We start from the raw sequence: 14,269 nt of genomic DNA on the forward strand, positions 1-14,269 counted from the left end.
CCTGTGGACAGACGCATCCCATCCACAGGTGGGCGATCCGGGCGGGGCGCCCGAGGGGTAGACACGAGCCATGGATCGCTCTGCCCAGGACACCGCCGCCCTCGTCATCAGCCGGCACGGCGCCACGTTCGCCGAAGAAGCCGGCATCGCGCTCGAGAACACCCCGGCGCCGTTGTTCCGGCTTCTCGTCCTCGCCGAGCTGCTGTCCGCCCGGATCGGCGCAGGCATCGCGGTCGCCGCGGCGGGCGAGCTCGACAAAGCCGGCTGGGCCACGGCAGTGGCTCTACGGCACGCCACGCGGCACAGCGTGGTCGCCGCCCTCGGCCGCGCCGGATATCGCCGGTACGACGAGCGCACAGCGACCCAGCTGCGCGAACTGGCCGAGCTCGTCCTCACCCGGTACGGGGGCGACCTGCGTCGGCTGGGCGAGGAGGCGGACGGCGACGTCGACCGGGCCGCCACCCTCGTGCAGGAGGTCAAGGGCATCGGCCCGACCGGCGCTGCCGTCTTCCTGCGCGAGGTGCAGGCGGTCTGGCCGTGGGTTCGCCCGTACCTGGACGATCGCGCCCGTGCAGGTGCTCGCCGCGTCGGTCTGCCCGACGACACCGCTCGCCTCGCGGAGCTGGTCGGTCCCGACGACCTGGCGCGGCTCGCGGCCGGGCTGGTCCGGATTTCCCGGCTGCCGGCGCGCCAGGATCCGCTCGGTGTCTGACGGGTTGTGGTGAGGTGACCGTTCATTCCAGTTCGGAGGGATCCGTGGCTCAGCACCCTTGGCCGGACACCGACCCGACCGAGGTCGTGCTCGCCGCCGGCGACGCCCGCCTCGCTGTCGACCTCCGGGGTGGAGGCCTGCGTCGGCTGGTCGTCAACGACTGGGACGTGATCGACGGCTATCCCGCCGGAGCGGTCACCGAGGGCTGGCCGGGTGCCGTGCTCGTCCCCTGGCCGAACCGGATCCGCGACGGGCGCTGGGCATGGAACGGCCGGGAGCTGCAGCTCGACCTGCACTCGCCCGAGCAGCCGCACGCGATGCACGGACTGGTCGCCTGGCAGTCGTGGTCGGTGCTCGCCCGTACCCCGGCCGAGGTCACCGTCGGAACCACCGTCGAGCCGCACCCGGGCTACCCCTTCCGACTCGCCGTCGCCGTCGACTACGCCCTCAGCCCGGCCCTGCTCGCGGTCACGGTCCGGGTGCGCAACGAGGGGACGACGGCCGCGCCGGTCGGCGTGGGAATGCACCCCTACCTGCACGTCGGCGCGAACGAGGACGGCGGCATCGGCGGCGCCGAACTCACCGCGCCCGCGCGTACGGAGCTGGGGACCGAGGACGGCCTGCCCACCGGGGTCCGGCAGCGCTTCCACGGGGACGTCGGGCGGATCGGCCACCGCGCCTTCGACACCCCGCTCACCGACCTGGAACGCGACGACGACGGCTGGGCCCGATTGCGGCTGCGCGGCCCGATCGGAGAACTGGTGCTCGCCGTCGACCAACAATGGCCCTGGCTGCAGATCTACACCGGTGACGGGTTGCCGGAGGGCCGGCGGCGCCGCAGCCTCGCCGTCGAGCCGATGACCTGCCCGCCCAACGCGCTCGCCGACGGCGCCGATCTGCTCGTGCTCGAGCCCGGGGCCGACTGGTCTGGCTCGTGGACGCTCGCCTGGACGGCGGCCTGATGCCGGACCACCTGAGTGTGATGGAGCTCTGGCGCTACCCGGTGAAGTCGCTGCAGGGCGAGCGGCTGCACTCGGCGGAGCTCGGGCCGGAGGGCATCGCCGGCGACCGACAGTGGGCGCTCTTCGACCTGGAAACCGGTTTCGGGCTGACTGCCCGCCGCGCTCCCGACCTGCTCTTCGGTGCCGCGCGGCTCCGCCCGGACGGAACCGTCGAGGTGGTCCTGCCCGACGGCACGGTAACTACGGACGACGAGGAGATCTCCGGCTGGGTGGGCCGGCGCGTGAGCCTGCGCCCCGCGGGGAGCGCTCCCGGCCGGCCGCGGTACGAGAGTCCGGACGACGACCTGGCGGAGACCTCGACCCGTTGGCACGACTGGCAGGGCGCACCGGGCGCGTTCCACGACAACGCCGGAGCGCGCCTCTCCCTCGTCACGACCGGCACTCTCGGCACCTGGGACCGCCGGCGGTTCCGCGCCAACGTCGTCCTCGAGGGCGCGGGGGAGGGCGGGCTGATCGGTTCGCAGGTGCGACTGGGAACCGCCGTCCTCGACGTCGGCGATCCCATCCCCCGCTGCGTCATGGTCACCCGCCCGCAGCCCGGTGGCATCGCCCGCGACACCTCCGTGCTGAAGACCATCCACCGCGAACGCGGCGGCGACCTCGCGGTGGCCGCGCTGGTCCACCGGCCGGGATCGGTGCGCACCGGCGACGTCCTCGAGCCGGCCTGACGGACACTGGTCGTCGTGCGCACCATCCAGATCCGCCCGGGCGAGGACACCATCCGCCTCGGTCAGCTGCTCAAGCTCGTCGACGCCGTCCCCACCGGGGCGCAGGTGAAGGACGTCCTCTTCTCCGGCGCGGTCACGGTCAACGGCGAGCCGGAGGAGCGCCGCGGACGTCAGTTGCACCGCGGCGACGTCGTGGCGGTGGAGGGCATGGAGGACGTCCGGATCGGCTGACCTGCGGAACCGAGCGACCCGGAGGGGGCGCGGCCGACCACCCTGCGGTTCCACGTGGAACCGCGGACGTCGGCCCCGTCTGCCAGGCTGGCGGGCGTGTCAGGTGCGCCGCTCGCCCCCATCCGGGTCCCCCGCTGGCCCGCGGCGGCCGGCCCGGCCCCTGACTTCGCCACGATCCGCGCCGAGTTCGACGTCCCCGAAGAGTTCCCGCCGGCGGTGCTGGCCGAGGCCGAGCGCCGCGCCCGGGGACCGCAGCTACCCGAGCTGGACGCCACCGACGTCCCGCTGGTGACGCTGGACCCGCCCGGCAGCCGGGACCTCGACCAGGCCGTGCACCTGGCCGCCCGTGGCGACGGGTACCGCGTCTCGTACGCCATCGCGGACGTCGGGTCCTTCGTGCGGCTCGGCAGCGCGATCGACGGTGAGGCCCGGCGACGCGGGCAGACCCTCTACAGCCCGGACAAGCGGACGCCGCTGCATCCCCCGCTCCTCAGCGAGGGAGCCGCCAGCCTCCTGCCCGACCAGCTCCGTCCCGCGGTGCTGTGGACCATCGACCTCGACGCCGACGGCGAACCGGTCCGGGTCGACCTCCGCCGCGCCCGTGTGCGCAGCCGCGCCCAGTTGGACTACCCCGCCGTCCAGGCACAGGCCGACGCCGGGACGCTGCCCGAGCCGCTCGCGCTGCTGCCGGTCATCGGCTCGCTGCTGCAGCGCAGGGCGGCCGAGCGGGGCGCCATCGAGCTCGGCACCCCTGACCAGGAGGTCGAGGCGACGCCGTCCGGCGGCTGGACGCTCGTCCTGCGCGGCGACCTGCCCGTGGAGGGGTGGAACGCGCAGATCTCGCTGCTCACCGGACGCTGCGCTGCCGCGCTCATGCTCGACGGCGGCGTCGGAGTGCTGCGCACGCTGCCCCCCGCCCGGCCCGAGGACGTCGCCCGGCTGCGGCTCCTGGCGCCGGCGCTCGGCGTCGACTGGCCCGCCGACGCCGGCCCCGGCGAGGTGATCGCGGCCCTCGACCCGGCCCGGCCCGGGCACGCCGCCTTCCTCGAGGAGGCGGTGACCCTGCTGCGGGGCGCCGCGTACACCCCGTTCGACGGCGCTCCGCCCGAGCAGCCAGGCCACGCCGGCGTCGGGGCGCCCTACTCCCACGTCACCGCACCCCTGCGGCGGCTCGTCGACCGGTTCGGGACGGAGGTCTGCCTGGCGCTCGCCGCAGGAGCGCAGCCGGCCCCGGACCTGCGCGCCGCCCTGCCGGACCTCCCCGCCCTCATGGCCGCCTCCGACCGGCGCACCCGCGAGGTCGAGCGCGCCGTCGTCGATGCCACCGAAGCCTGGCTGCTCCGCGACCGGATCGGGCAGACGTTCTCCGCCATCGTGGTGGACGCCGAGGACGGCCGCGGCACGGTGGTGCTCGACGGGCTGGCCATCCGCGGCCGCTGCACCGGCGAGGCCCTGCGGCCGGGCACCCGGGTGCGGGTGCGCCTCGAGGAGGCCGACGTCGCAGCACGCACCATCCGCTTCGCCCTGGCTGCCCCGGAATGACGCGGGCGCCGTACCTGACCTCCCGGCTGCAGGGCTTCGGGACGACGGTCTTCGCGGAGATGAGCGCGCTGGCCGTGGCCACCGGGTCGGTCAACCTCGGGCAGGGATTCCCCGACTACCCGGGACCGCCGGAGGTGCTCGACGTTGCCCGGGCAGCGATCGGCACCGCCGCCGACCAGTACCCGCCCGGTCCGGGACGCCCGGAACTCCGCGAGGCGATCGCCACGCACGTGCAACGGTTCCGCGGCCTGGGCTACGACCCAGGCGACGAGGTGCTGGTGACCGCCGGTGCCACCGAGGCGCTCAGCGGCGCACTGCTCGCCCTGCTCGACACCGGCGACGAGGTCGTGCTGTTCGAGCCGATGTACGACTGCTACGCCGCCGGGATAGCGATGGCCGGCGGGGTGGCCCGTCCGGTGCCGCTGCGCCCACCCCCGGACGACGCCGGCCCGTGGTCGTTCGACCCGGCGGCGGTCCGGGCGGCGATCACCGGGCGGACGACGGTCCTGCTGCTCAACACCCCGCACAACCCGACCGGCAAGGTCTTCACCGACGAGGAGCTGCGGTTCCTGGCCGACCTGGCCATCGCGCACGACCTGCTCGTGCTCACCGACGAGGTCTACGAGCACCTGGTCTTCAGCGGCTCGGTCCACCGGTCGATCGCCGCTCTCCCCGGCATGCGGGAGCGCACCCTGGTGGTCAGCAGCGCGGGCAAGACCTTCAACGTGACCGGCTGGAAGATCGGCTGGATCTGCGGTCCGGCGCCGCTGGTGTCTGCCGTCCGCACGGCCAAGCAGTTCCTCACCTACGTCAACGGCGGCCCGTTCCAGCCCGCGATCGCCGCCGGCCTGGCGCTGCCGGACGACTACTTCGCGCACGCGGCGCGCGACCTCGAGTACCGCCGCGACGTCCTGGTCCAGGGGCTGACCGAGGCCGGCCTGCCGGTGATCAGCCCGGAGGCCACCTACTTCGCGACGGTCGACGTCCGGTCGGTCCAGCCCGACGGCGACGGCCTCGCGTTCTGCCGGTCCCTGCCGGAGCGTGCGGGGGTGGTCGCCGTTCCCACCGTGGTCTTCTACGACCCGGCGCACGCACACCTGGGCCGGCACCTCGTGCGGTTCGCCTTCTGCAAGCGCGACGAGGTGCTTGCGGAAGCCGTGGAGCGGTTGAGGAGGCTCACGTGAAGATCGCTGCGGTGCAGCACGACATCGTCTGGGAGGACCGCGAGGCCAACTTCGAGCGCCTGGCCCTGCAGGTCGGGCGGGCCGTCGGCGCGGGCGCCGAGCTGGTGCTGCTGACCGAGACGTTCTCCACCGGGTTCTCGATGACGGCGGGCATCGGTGAGCCGGAGGGCGGCCCGTCGTCGCAGTTCCTCGCCGACCAGGCCGCCGAGCACGGGGTGTGGGTCGCCGGCACGTGCCCGGAGGTCGCGGCCGGGGAGGAACTGCCCTACAACTCCTTCGTCCTGGCCGGGCCCGAGGGCACCACCCACCGCTACCGCAAGCTGCACCCGTTCACCCACGCCGGCGAGCACGAGCGCTTCCGTGCGGGCGAGAAGCCGGTGACGGTGCAGGTCGGGGGCTTGAGGATCACGCCGTTCATCTGCTACGACCTGAGGTTCGCCGACGTGTTCTGGAAGGCCGCGCCCGAGACGGACGTCTACCTGGTGCCGGCGAACTGGCCGAGCCCGCGGCGCGCGCACTGGCAGACGCTGCTGCAGGCGCGCGCGATCGAGAACCAGGCCTACGTCGTCGGCTGCAACCGGGTCGGCACGGCGGGCGACGGCACCGAGCACGTCGGCGACAGCCGGATCGTCAACCCGATGGGGGAGCTGCTCGCGACCGCGGCCGGCGTCGAGACCATCGTCCTGGCCGACGTGGACGCCGCCGAGGTGACGGCGACCCGCGACCGCCTGAGGTTCCTGCCCGACCGTCGGGGCTAGGCCGGGCGACCGCCGGGCACTGCGTGCTCGTCGACCACGATCTGCTCCCGCTGCACCTGCTCGGTGACGGTCTCCTGACCCTGGACGAGCTCCGTCCGCAGCCGGACCCGCTCGACCGGCACGACCTCCACCGTCACGACCGGCCGCTCGGTGTGCAGGATGATCTCGTCGGGAAGCCCGCCGGACGGCGCCGTGGTCGCAGGCACCAGCATCTCCTCGCCCGAGTCCTCGTCGTCCACGAAGTCCAGGGGCACCTCTTCGATGCGGATCTCCTCGCGACGGATCGGCACGGTGATCTGCACCTCCTCGGTCACCACGTACTTGACCAGCCGGGCCCGGGTGGTCGCGACGCGCTCGGTGGCGACCCGCAGTTGCTCCTCGCTCCGGGTCATCGACCCGTCGGAGGCGACCGGCCGGGTGGTGTCGGTCTCCACCGGCTCGTCGGTGTCCGTCGTCGCGACCGGAGCCGCATGCCGCGGCGCCGCGTCCACGGGAGCTGCCGTCTCAACAGGAGCCGCCGTCTCCACGGGAGCTGTGGCGACGGGCTGGGTACCGCCGAGGCCGTAGTGGCGGCGCAGGGCCTCCTCGTCGCTCGGGTCGAGGTGCTCCCCGGCCATCGACGGAGCGCTCTTGACGGCGTCCGACGTGACCGGCACGCGCAGGGCTCCGTCGTCGAACGTGGCGTCCACGGCGGGCACGATGGAGTGGCGGGTGCCGAACAGACCAGTGCTGACCGCCACCCAGGACGGCTGACCGGTGCGGTCGTCGACGAAGAACGCCTCGACCGTGCCCAGCTTGTCGCCGTCCGAGCCGTAGGCCGTGCCCCCGACCGCTGCGGAGACCTCTCGCTCGCTCAACATGACCGTGCTCCCCTCGGCTGGGCGCGCCTCGTGGGCGCCCGTTCTCCCTGGAGCGTGCCCAGTGATCACGGCCGATGAACATCGCGGTCAGCCCGGGGGCAGCGCCAGGTCCACGACGAGCACCCGATGGTCGCTGCCGGGCAGGTGCACGAGGTCCACGCCGGCGACCGCGATCCGCGGATCGATGAGCACGTGGTCGAGCGCGAGCCGGGGCCACGGCAGCCGGAGCGGCCGCCAGGTCCAGGCGAGCCCACGGCCGGCCCGCTGCGCGGCGTCCGCCCACCCCGTCCGCAGCACGGCGCGCAGGGCACCGTGGTCGAGCGTCGCGTTGAAGTCACCGGCCAGCACCCGGAGGACCTCCGGGTCCGGCGCCGGCAGATCGGCGAGGTCCCGGGTCCACTCGCGCACGGCGCGTGGGGACGTTGCCGGTGGCATGGAGTGCACCGCGGTCAGCTCGACGTCCTTCGCGCCTTCGACGGCGAGCCGGACCGTCGGCTGCTCGAAGGAGCCGGGCACCGCGCCCCGCTTCCCGATGGGGAGCCGGCTCCAGACCGCGCCCGAGCCGGAGACCACCGTTCCTGGCCGCGCCGGGATGACGTGTGACCACGGCAGCAGCTCTCCGAGGCCGGCGGCGCAGAGCCCGGCCTCGGCCCGCGGGGTCAGCTCCTGCACCGAGAGGACGTCGACGTCGAGCCGTCGCACCAGGTCGACGACGGGCGCCGGCGGCACGAGCCCTTTGCGCAGGCTGACCGTGGCGACACGGAGCCGGGCGCAGCCGGGGAGTGCAGCCGGCCCGGGGGTCCGGCGGTGGGACAGCACCGCGGTCGCGAGGACCGTGCCCGACCCGGCGGACAGCAGCGCCGCGGTCCGGGAGCCCGAACGGACCGCCAGCACGAGGGGCAGTACCGCCGCGGCGGCCGCGTACGGCGTGAACGTCATCGCGGGCACGAACGGGAAGCCACGCTCCGCGCCGGTCATCCGCAGTGCGGTCCACACCGCCCAGGGCAGGGCCGCAGCGGTCGCCAACCGCCGGCGGCGGCGCATCCCGGACACGACCATCGCGATCACCGTAGCCAGGCCCGGCATGCGCGCGCCGGTCGGCGGCATCGTCGGTCGTCCTCCACGCGGATAGGTTGGGCACGAGCCAACGGTGGACGTCGTACGGAGGAGGCCGCAGTGACCAGCGGGCACCTCGAGGTCGAGACCAAGTACGAGGTCGAGGCGGGCTTCGCCGTCCCTCCGCTGAACGGGTTGCCCGGCGTCGCCACCGTGGACGAGCCGGTGGAACACCTGCTCGAGGCCGTCTACCTCGACACCGACGACCTCCGGCTGCTCCGCGCGCGGGTCACGCTGCGCCGCAGGACGGGTGGGCCGGACGCCGGGTGGCACCTCAAGCTGCCGGCGGGGAACGCCCGCCGGGAACTGCACGCACCCCTGGGCCGGGCGACGAAGAATCCGCCCCGCGCCCTCCAGGAGCCGGTGGTCGGCATCCTCCGCGGGGCCCGGCCGCGCCCGGTGACGACGCTGCGGACCCGACGGCTGGTCACGGCCCTGCGTGCTGCCGACGGGGCGCTGCTCGCCGAGATCGCCGACGACACCGTGACCGCGACCCTCCTCGCCGGACCGGACGGCGCGGCGGAGGTGCACGCCTGGCGCGAGGTCGAGGTGGAGCTCGGCGCGGACCACGGCGAGTCGGCCGAGGCGCTGGCAGCGGCGGTGGGGGAACGCCTGGTCGCGGTCGGTGCGCGACCCTCGCCCTCGGCGTCGAAGGTCGGGCGGGTGCTGGCGGGACGGCTGGCCGCGCTGCCGACGGGCATCCCCGTCCGGGACGGGGAACGGCCGACGGCGGGCGAGTTCCTGCTCGCGGGGCTGACCGAGCAGGTCGCGGGCCTGCAGGCGGCCGACGTCCTGCTGCGGACCGAGCAGCCCGACGCCGTCCACCAGGTGCGGGTCGCCGCGCGACGCCTGCGCAGCACCCTGGCCGCCTTCCACGACGTGCTCGAGCGGTCCGTGACGGAGCCGGTGCGCGCGGAGCTGTCGTGGCTGGGCGGGCAGCTGGCCGACGCCCGGGACAGCGAGGTGGCGCTGGAGCACCTGCGGGCCGTGGTGGCGGCCGAGCCGGACGAGCTCCTGCTCGGGCCGGTGGCCGCCCGGCTGCAGCAGACCGAGCTCCGGGAGGTGCGGGCCGGGCTGGACCGGGCGCTGCTCACGCTGTCCGAGGCGCGCTACCTGCGGCTGCTCGACGACCTGCATGCGCTGCTCGACGCCCCGCCGTTCACCGCCCGGGCGGATGAGGCGCTCAAGCCGGTGCTGCGGGACACCACACGGCGGTCCGTGCGGCGCCTGCGGCGGCACCTGGCCACGGCCCGGCGGGCGACCGGCCACGACCGGGCCGAGGCGCTTCACGGTGTGCGCAAGGCGGCCAAGCGGGCGCGGTACGCCGCCGAGGTCGGCCGCGGGGAGCTGGCCCACGTGAAGGCCCTCGCGCGGGCGGCCAAGAAGGTGCAGACGGTGCTCGGCGAGCTGCAGGACACCGTGGTGACACGGGAGCAGTGCCGCCGGTTGGGGATCGTGGCGTTCGCCGCGGGGGAGAACACGTTCACCTACGGCCGGCTGCACGGCCTCGAGCAGAACCGCGGTGAACGCGCGGAGCAGGAGTTCTGGGCGTTGGCGAAGAAGGTCGGCGCCGTGCTGAAAGCCGCCGAGTGACGCTGATCGGACTGCTCGGCTTCGCGACGGTCATCCTGCTCGCGATGTTCCTGCTCCACGGTTACCTGTGGTGGCGGCTGGTCCGCAGCGCGACGCGCCCCGGGCGGGCACGGCGTGGGCTGACCGCCCTGGTGGTCCTGCTCGGCCTGTTGCCGGCGCTCGCGGTCGGCCTGCGCCGCACACTCCCCCTCGACGCGGCCGCTCCCCTGGACTGGGTCGCCTACACCTGGCTCGGCCTCGCCTTCTACGCCTTCCTCGCTCTCCTTGCCCTCGAACCCGTCCGCCTGCTCGCACGTTTGGTCGAGCCGAGTGGGGCCCGGAGGGCTCCGCGCAGGCTCGACGAGCTGGCTCAACCCGACGGGGGAACGGCTCCTGGCCGCGGTGCCGTCCGGGAGGACGGCGATGTCGTAGCCCGGAGGGTCCCGCGCAGGGATGACGAGCTGGCTCATCCCGACAGGGGGACGGCTCCTGGCCGCGATGTGGTCCGGAAGGACCACAGATTGAACAGACGCCTCTTCCTCGCCCGCACCCTCGCCGTCACCGCGGGGGCGGTCGCCGTCGGTACGGCCGGGACGGGCGCCTACTTCGCCAACTCCGCCCCCGTCGTCCGTCGGGTGCCGATCACGCTGCCCCGCCTTGCCCCCGCGCTCGACGGTCTGCGGATCGTCACGTTCTCCGACGCCCACCTGTCGGCCACGTACGGCGGACGGCGGTTCGAGCGGCTCGTGGAGATCGTCAACGAGCAGCGTCCGGACGTCGTCGCGATCGTCGGTGACCTGGTCGACGGCAGCGTGGAGGAGCTGCGGGAGGACGTCGCCCCGCTCGCGGACCTGGTCAGCGAGCAGGGCGTCTTCTTCGTGACCGGCAACCACGAGTACTTCGTCGACACCCGGGCCTGGCTGCGGCACCTGCCCACTCTCGGTGTGGACGTGCTGCACAACGAGCGGGTGCCGATCCGGCGGGGGACGGCGTCGGTCGACCTGGCCGGGATCGACGACCGGACGGCGGCCAACTCCGGGATCCCCGGTCAGGGCGCCGACCTGGACGCGGCGCTGGACGGCCGCGACGACGCGACCCCCGTCGTCCTCCTCGCGCACCAGCCGGTGATGGTGGAGCAGGCGCGCGCGGCCGGGGTGGACCTGCAGCTGTCCGGCCACACCCACGGCGGGCAGCTGTGGCCGTTCGACTACGCGATCCGCCTGGACCAGCCCTCGGTCGAGGGCTACAGCCGGCACGGGGACACCCAGCTGTACGTGACGTCCGGGGCCGGTTACTGGGGCCCGCCGATGCGGGTGGGCGCCCGGCCCGAGGTCACCGTCGTGGAGCTGCGGGCCCCGCGGGGCTGAGATCCCGGCTCAGCGTTGCTGCAGCGCGTCGAAGGACTCCTCCATGAGCTCCTCGAGCTTGTGCTCGCCGTTGCAGTCGGCCCAGGCGAGCATCGCAGCGGTGTACGCGGACATGTAGGCGTTGACCACGATCGCGTCCGCCGCCCGCAGAACTTCGCCCGGCGCCGTGGGGAGCGCGTCGGCGACCACGCCGCCGGAGGTGCGCTCGAACTCTGCCGCCCGCGTGCGGAGCGCCGGGGTTGCGGCGACGATGCGCCAGCGCGCGAGGGCGTCCTCCCGGAACTCGGGGGTCCACTGCCCCAGCCACAGCGGTACGGCGCGTCGGATCCGCTCGTGCAGCGAGAACTCGGTCGGCTGTCCGGCCAGGAGAGCGGCGAAGTCGTGCGCAGTGGGCAGCTGCATCACGATGTGTTCCTTGGACTGGTAGTGCGCGTAGAAGGTCGGCACCGACACCCCGGCGCCGCTCGCGATCACCCCGACGGCGACCTGCTCGAAGCCCTGCTCCTGGAAGAGCCGCAACGCGGTCTCGTAGATCCGCTGATGCGTGTCCTCCCACCGCCGCGCGCGCCAGTCCTGCGGTTCACTCACCCCTTGATCCTCCGTCGCTTCATCCGCCCTGACCAGCCGCCGCACCGATGATCACTGGTTCGTGGTGGCCCGGACCAGCCCGGGCGTACCCCGCTCCACTCGCTTCACGCTCCCGTTCCGGAATTCAGGCCGGCACACCGGGGGCACCGCGCACCGACGACAGCCTGCTCCAGGCGCTCAGCCGGTGAAAGCGCCGGTCTCCGCCAGCCGCGCGGGACTGACCGTCTTCAGCGTGGCCACCGCCTTCTCCAGCGGGACGAGCTCGATCTCGGTGCCGCGCAGCGCGACCATCTGCCCGTACGCGCCTTCGTGAGCCGCGATCGTCGCGTGCAGGCCGAAGCGGGTGGCGAGGACGCGGTCGAACGACGTCGGCGTGCCACCGCGCTGCACGTGCCCGAGCACGGTGGTGCGGACCTCCTTGCCCGTCCGCCGTTCCAGTTCCTCCCCGAGCTGCTGCGCCACGCCCGTGAACCGGCGGTGCCCGTATTCGTCGACCCCGCCGTCGCGCAATGCCATCGTGCCCGGCAGCGGGGTGGCTCCCTCGGCGACCACGCCGATCACGTGGGAGTCGCCGCGGTCGAAGCGGGCGCTGACCAGCCGGCAGACCTCGTCGACGTCGAAGGGCTCCTCCGGCACGAGGGTGAGGTGGGCCCCGGAGGCGAGCCCGGCGTGCAGCGCGATCCAGCCCGCGTGCCGGCCCATGACCTCGACGAGCAGCACGCGCTGGTGCGACTCGGCGGTGGTGTGCAGCCGGTCGATCATCTCGGTGGCGATACTGACCGCGGTGTCGAAGCCGAAGGTCAGGTCGGTCTCGCCGATGTCGTTGTCGATCGTCTTGGGGATGCCGACGACCGGGACGCCCGCCCGCGACAGCAGGTGCGCCGCGGTCAGGGTGCCTTCTCCGCCGATCGGGATCAGGACGTCGATGCCGTGGGCGGCCAGCACGCCCTTCATCTGCGGCAGGCCCGCATCCAGCAGTTCGGGGGCGACCCGGGCCGAGCCGAGCGTCGTCCCCCCGCGGGTGAGCAGGCCGTCGACGGCGGCGATGTCGAGGGGCGTGGTGCGGTCCTCCAGCAGACCGCGCCAGCCGTCGCGGAAGCCGATCACCTCGCTGCCGTAGTGGCTCGCGGCCGTCCGGACGACGGACCGGATGACGGCGTTCAGGCCGGGGCAGTCGCCCCCGCCGGTGAGGATCCCGATGCGCACGCGCGTCTCCCAGGGTGGTCGGAGAGGCGACCATACGTCATGACGTCCTGATGTTTCCGGCCGTCGGCGTGTCGGCGGGAGACCGTGGATGAACGGAAGTGAACGTCTCATACGACATGACGACCAGACGTCTTGCGGTCCCGTACCTTTGGGTTCGTGGTGAGCCCCGTGTCCGGTCCGAAGTACCTGTCGGTCCGGGAGCATCTCCGGCGCCGCGTCACCGCCCTGCCGGAGCAGACCCTCCTCCCGCCCGAGCCGGTGCTCTGCGCGGAGTACGGGGTCAGCCGGATCACCCTGCGCCGCGCGGTCGACGGCCTGGTCGCCGACGGGCACCTGGTCCGGGAGCAGGGCCGCGGGACCTACGTCACCCGCCCGGCCATCCGGCACGAGTACCGCGAGAGTTTCGTGCACCGCATCGCCGGGTTCAGCTCGGTGATGAGCGAGCAGGGCGCCCAGGTGGGCACGAAGGTGCTGACCCAGCGCGTCGTCCCCGCCCCGGCCGTCGTGGCCGGCGAGCTGTCCCTGGACGGCACCGCCGACGTGGTGGAGCTCGAGCGGCTCCGCAGCGTCGACGGCGAGCCCAACCACGTCGCGCACAGCTTCCTGCCCGCGCAGATGTACCCGCGCGCCGTGGAGGAGGACTTCAGCCAGGGATCGCTCTACGACTTCCTGCGGCGCGAGTACGACGCGGACCTCGCGCACGCCCGGATCGTCGTCGACGTCGGTACGGCGTCCCCCGAGGAGGCGGACCTGCTGCGCGTCGTGGCCGGCTCGCCGCTGCTCGTCGTCCGCACGACGGTCCGGGACAGCGCGGGGCACCCGCTGGTGCACAGCTTCAGCCGGCTGCGGCCGGACGTCAGCCAGGTCGAGTTCGAGGTCTCGGTGGGCAACCGCTGATGTCGGCCGCCACCACCTGCAGCGGCGTCTGCGAGGTCCCGCAGTCGCGGGCCGAGGTCTGGCGCGCGCTGGCGGTGCTGGAGCCCTACTGCGCCGTCTGCGACGTCTCCTACGTCATGGGGGAGGCGGCAGGTGCTCCCGGCGTCGGGACGACGTTCGTCTGCGCACCGGGCCGGCTCGACGGCGGGCCGCCCGCACCCGGTGCCCCCCAGGGCGAGATCGTCGACTGGGAGCCGACCCGGCTGGTCACCACCCGCCTCGTGCTCACGCCAGAGACGTGGACGACGCGCATCGAGCTGACCGACACCGAGGCCGACGGCACGCGGGTCACCATGACCATCACGCACGAGCCCACCGGGGGCGGCCGGGTCGTCCGCCGGCTGCAGCGCGGGGCCCTGCGCCGGCTCGTGCAGCGGACCGTCGACGCCGAGCTCGAGAAGGTGCCCGCCCACGTCGCGCAGGTGCCGAACGGCGCCTGAACGAACCCCGATCGGGGGAACGGCGCATCAGAACGCAGGTCGAGGGGTACTGGACCTCGTTGTGCAC

Annotated in this window: 15 protein-coding genes; 11 read left to right on the forward strand and 4 right to left on the reverse strand. The window is 73.9% G+C overall.

Annotated features, from left to right (window positions below):
* The first annotated feature begins 70 nt into the window (after positions 1 to 70).
* From E4P38_RS19315 to E4P38_RS19345, 7 genes are all read left to right on the forward strand, one after another.
* On the forward strand, positions 71 to 712 hold the full coding sequence (locus tag E4P38_RS19315) for an endonuclease (protein WP_135133609.1): 642 nt from the start codon (positions 71 to 73) through the stop codon (positions 710 to 712).
* A gap of 44 nt (positions 713 to 756) precedes the next feature.
* Entirely contained in the window at positions 757 to 1,674 is a 918-nt protein-coding gene (locus E4P38_RS19320; protein WP_135133610.1) for an aldose epimerase, read from the forward strand.
* On the forward strand, positions 1,647 to 2,402 hold the full coding sequence (locus E4P38_RS19325) for an MOSC N-terminal beta barrel domain-containing protein (RefSeq protein WP_245161160.1): 756 nt from the start codon (positions 1,647 to 1,649) through the stop codon (positions 2,400 to 2,402). Before E4P38_RS19320 ends, E4P38_RS19325 begins: the two co-directional genes overlap by 28 nt.
* A gap of 15 nt (positions 2,403 to 2,417) precedes the next feature.
* The gene (locus E4P38_RS19330; protein ID WP_209309204.1) at positions 2,418 to 2,633 is read left to right on the forward strand and encodes an RNA-binding S4 domain-containing protein; all 216 of its coding nucleotides are present in this window, start codon (positions 2,418 to 2,420) and stop codon (positions 2,631 to 2,633) included.
* A 96-nt stretch (positions 2,634 to 2,729) separates the two neighbouring features.
* Positions 2,730 to 4,175 carry an RNB domain-containing ribonuclease gene (locus E4P38_RS19335; protein WP_245161161.1) on the forward strand — a complete coding sequence of 482 codons (1,446 nt, stop codon included), beginning with the start codon at positions 2,730 to 2,732 and terminating at the stop codon, positions 4,173 to 4,175.
* Positions 4,172 to 5,359 (forward strand): pyridoxal phosphate-dependent aminotransferase, encoded by a 1,188-nt coding sequence (locus tag E4P38_RS19340; protein WP_135133612.1) that lies wholly within the window; start codon positions 4,172 to 4,174, stop codon positions 5,357 to 5,359. Before E4P38_RS19335 ends, E4P38_RS19340 begins: the two co-directional genes overlap by 4 nt.
* On the forward strand, positions 5,356 to 6,117 hold the full coding sequence (locus tag E4P38_RS19345; protein ID WP_135133614.1) for a nitrilase-related carbon-nitrogen hydrolase: 762 nt from the start codon (positions 5,356 to 5,358) through the stop codon (positions 6,115 to 6,117). Before E4P38_RS19340 ends, E4P38_RS19345 begins: the two co-directional genes overlap by 4 nt.
* Here the strand turns inward: E4P38_RS19345 and E4P38_RS19350 are convergent.
* Together E4P38_RS19350 and E4P38_RS19355 are read right to left on the reverse strand one after the other, a co-directional pair.
* Positions 6,114 to 6,977, reverse strand: coding sequence for a DUF2382 domain-containing protein (locus E4P38_RS19350; RefSeq protein WP_135133615.1), 864 nt, complete (start codon positions 6,975 to 6,977; stop codon positions 6,114 to 6,116). The genes E4P38_RS19345 and E4P38_RS19350 overlap by 4 nt on opposite strands.
* An 87-nt stretch (positions 6,978 to 7,064) precedes the next feature.
* On the reverse strand, positions 7,065 to 8,084 hold the full coding sequence (locus E4P38_RS19355) for an endonuclease/exonuclease/phosphatase family protein (protein WP_245161162.1): 1,020 nt from the start codon (positions 8,082 to 8,084) through the stop codon (positions 7,065 to 7,067).
* A gap of 69 nt (positions 8,085 to 8,153) precedes the next feature.
* On the opposite strand from E4P38_RS19355, the gene E4P38_RS19360 reads away from it, so the two are divergent.
* Positions 8,154 to 9,686: a CYTH and CHAD domain-containing protein gene (locus E4P38_RS19360; protein ID WP_135133616.1), complete on the forward strand. Its 1,533-nt coding sequence runs from the start codon at positions 8,154 to 8,156 to the stop codon at positions 9,684 to 9,686.
* Positions 9,683 to 11,032 carry a metallophosphoesterase gene (locus tag E4P38_RS19365; RefSeq protein ID WP_135133617.1) on the forward strand — a complete coding sequence of 450 codons (1,350 nt, stop codon included), beginning with the start codon at positions 9,683 to 9,685 and terminating at the stop codon, positions 11,030 to 11,032. Before E4P38_RS19360 ends, E4P38_RS19365 begins: the two co-directional genes overlap by 4 nt.
* A gap of 9 nt (positions 11,033 to 11,041) precedes the next feature.
* Here the strand turns inward: E4P38_RS19365 and E4P38_RS19370 are convergent, their stop codons facing one another.
* Together E4P38_RS19370 and E4P38_RS19375 are read right to left on the reverse strand one after the other, a co-directional pair.
* On the reverse strand, positions 11,042 to 11,620 hold the full coding sequence (locus tag E4P38_RS19370) for a TetR/AcrR family transcriptional regulator (RefSeq protein ID WP_167760633.1): 579 nt from the start codon (positions 11,618 to 11,620) through the stop codon (positions 11,042 to 11,044).
* Between the two features lie 177 nt (positions 11,621 to 11,797).
* Positions 11,798 to 12,826, reverse strand: a complete 1,029-nt coding sequence (locus E4P38_RS19375; protein ID WP_135133620.1) for an ATP-dependent 6-phosphofructokinase — start codon at positions 12,824 to 12,826, stop codon at positions 11,798 to 11,800.
* A 156-nt stretch (positions 12,827 to 12,982) separates the two neighbouring features.
* Between E4P38_RS19375 and E4P38_RS19380 the strand changes: the two genes are divergently transcribed.
* Both E4P38_RS19380 and E4P38_RS19385 read left to right on the forward strand, forming a co-directional pair.
* On the forward strand, positions 12,983 to 13,723 hold the full coding sequence (locus E4P38_RS19380; RefSeq protein ID WP_135133622.1) for a GntR family transcriptional regulator: 741 nt from the start codon (positions 12,983 to 12,985) through the stop codon (positions 13,721 to 13,723).
* Positions 13,723 to 14,202 carry an SRPBCC family protein gene (locus E4P38_RS19385; protein WP_135133624.1) on the forward strand — a complete coding sequence of 160 codons (480 nt, stop codon included), beginning with the start codon at positions 13,723 to 13,725 and terminating at the stop codon, positions 14,200 to 14,202. The genes E4P38_RS19380 and E4P38_RS19385 overlap by 1 nt, the downstream gene beginning before the upstream one ends.
* Positions 14,203 to 14,269: the final 67 nt, after the last annotated feature.

Source organism: Blastococcus sp. CT_GayMR16 (assembly GCF_004570875.1).
Classification (GTDB): Bacteria; Actinomycetota; Actinomycetes; order Mycobacteriales; family Geodermatophilaceae; genus Blastococcus_B.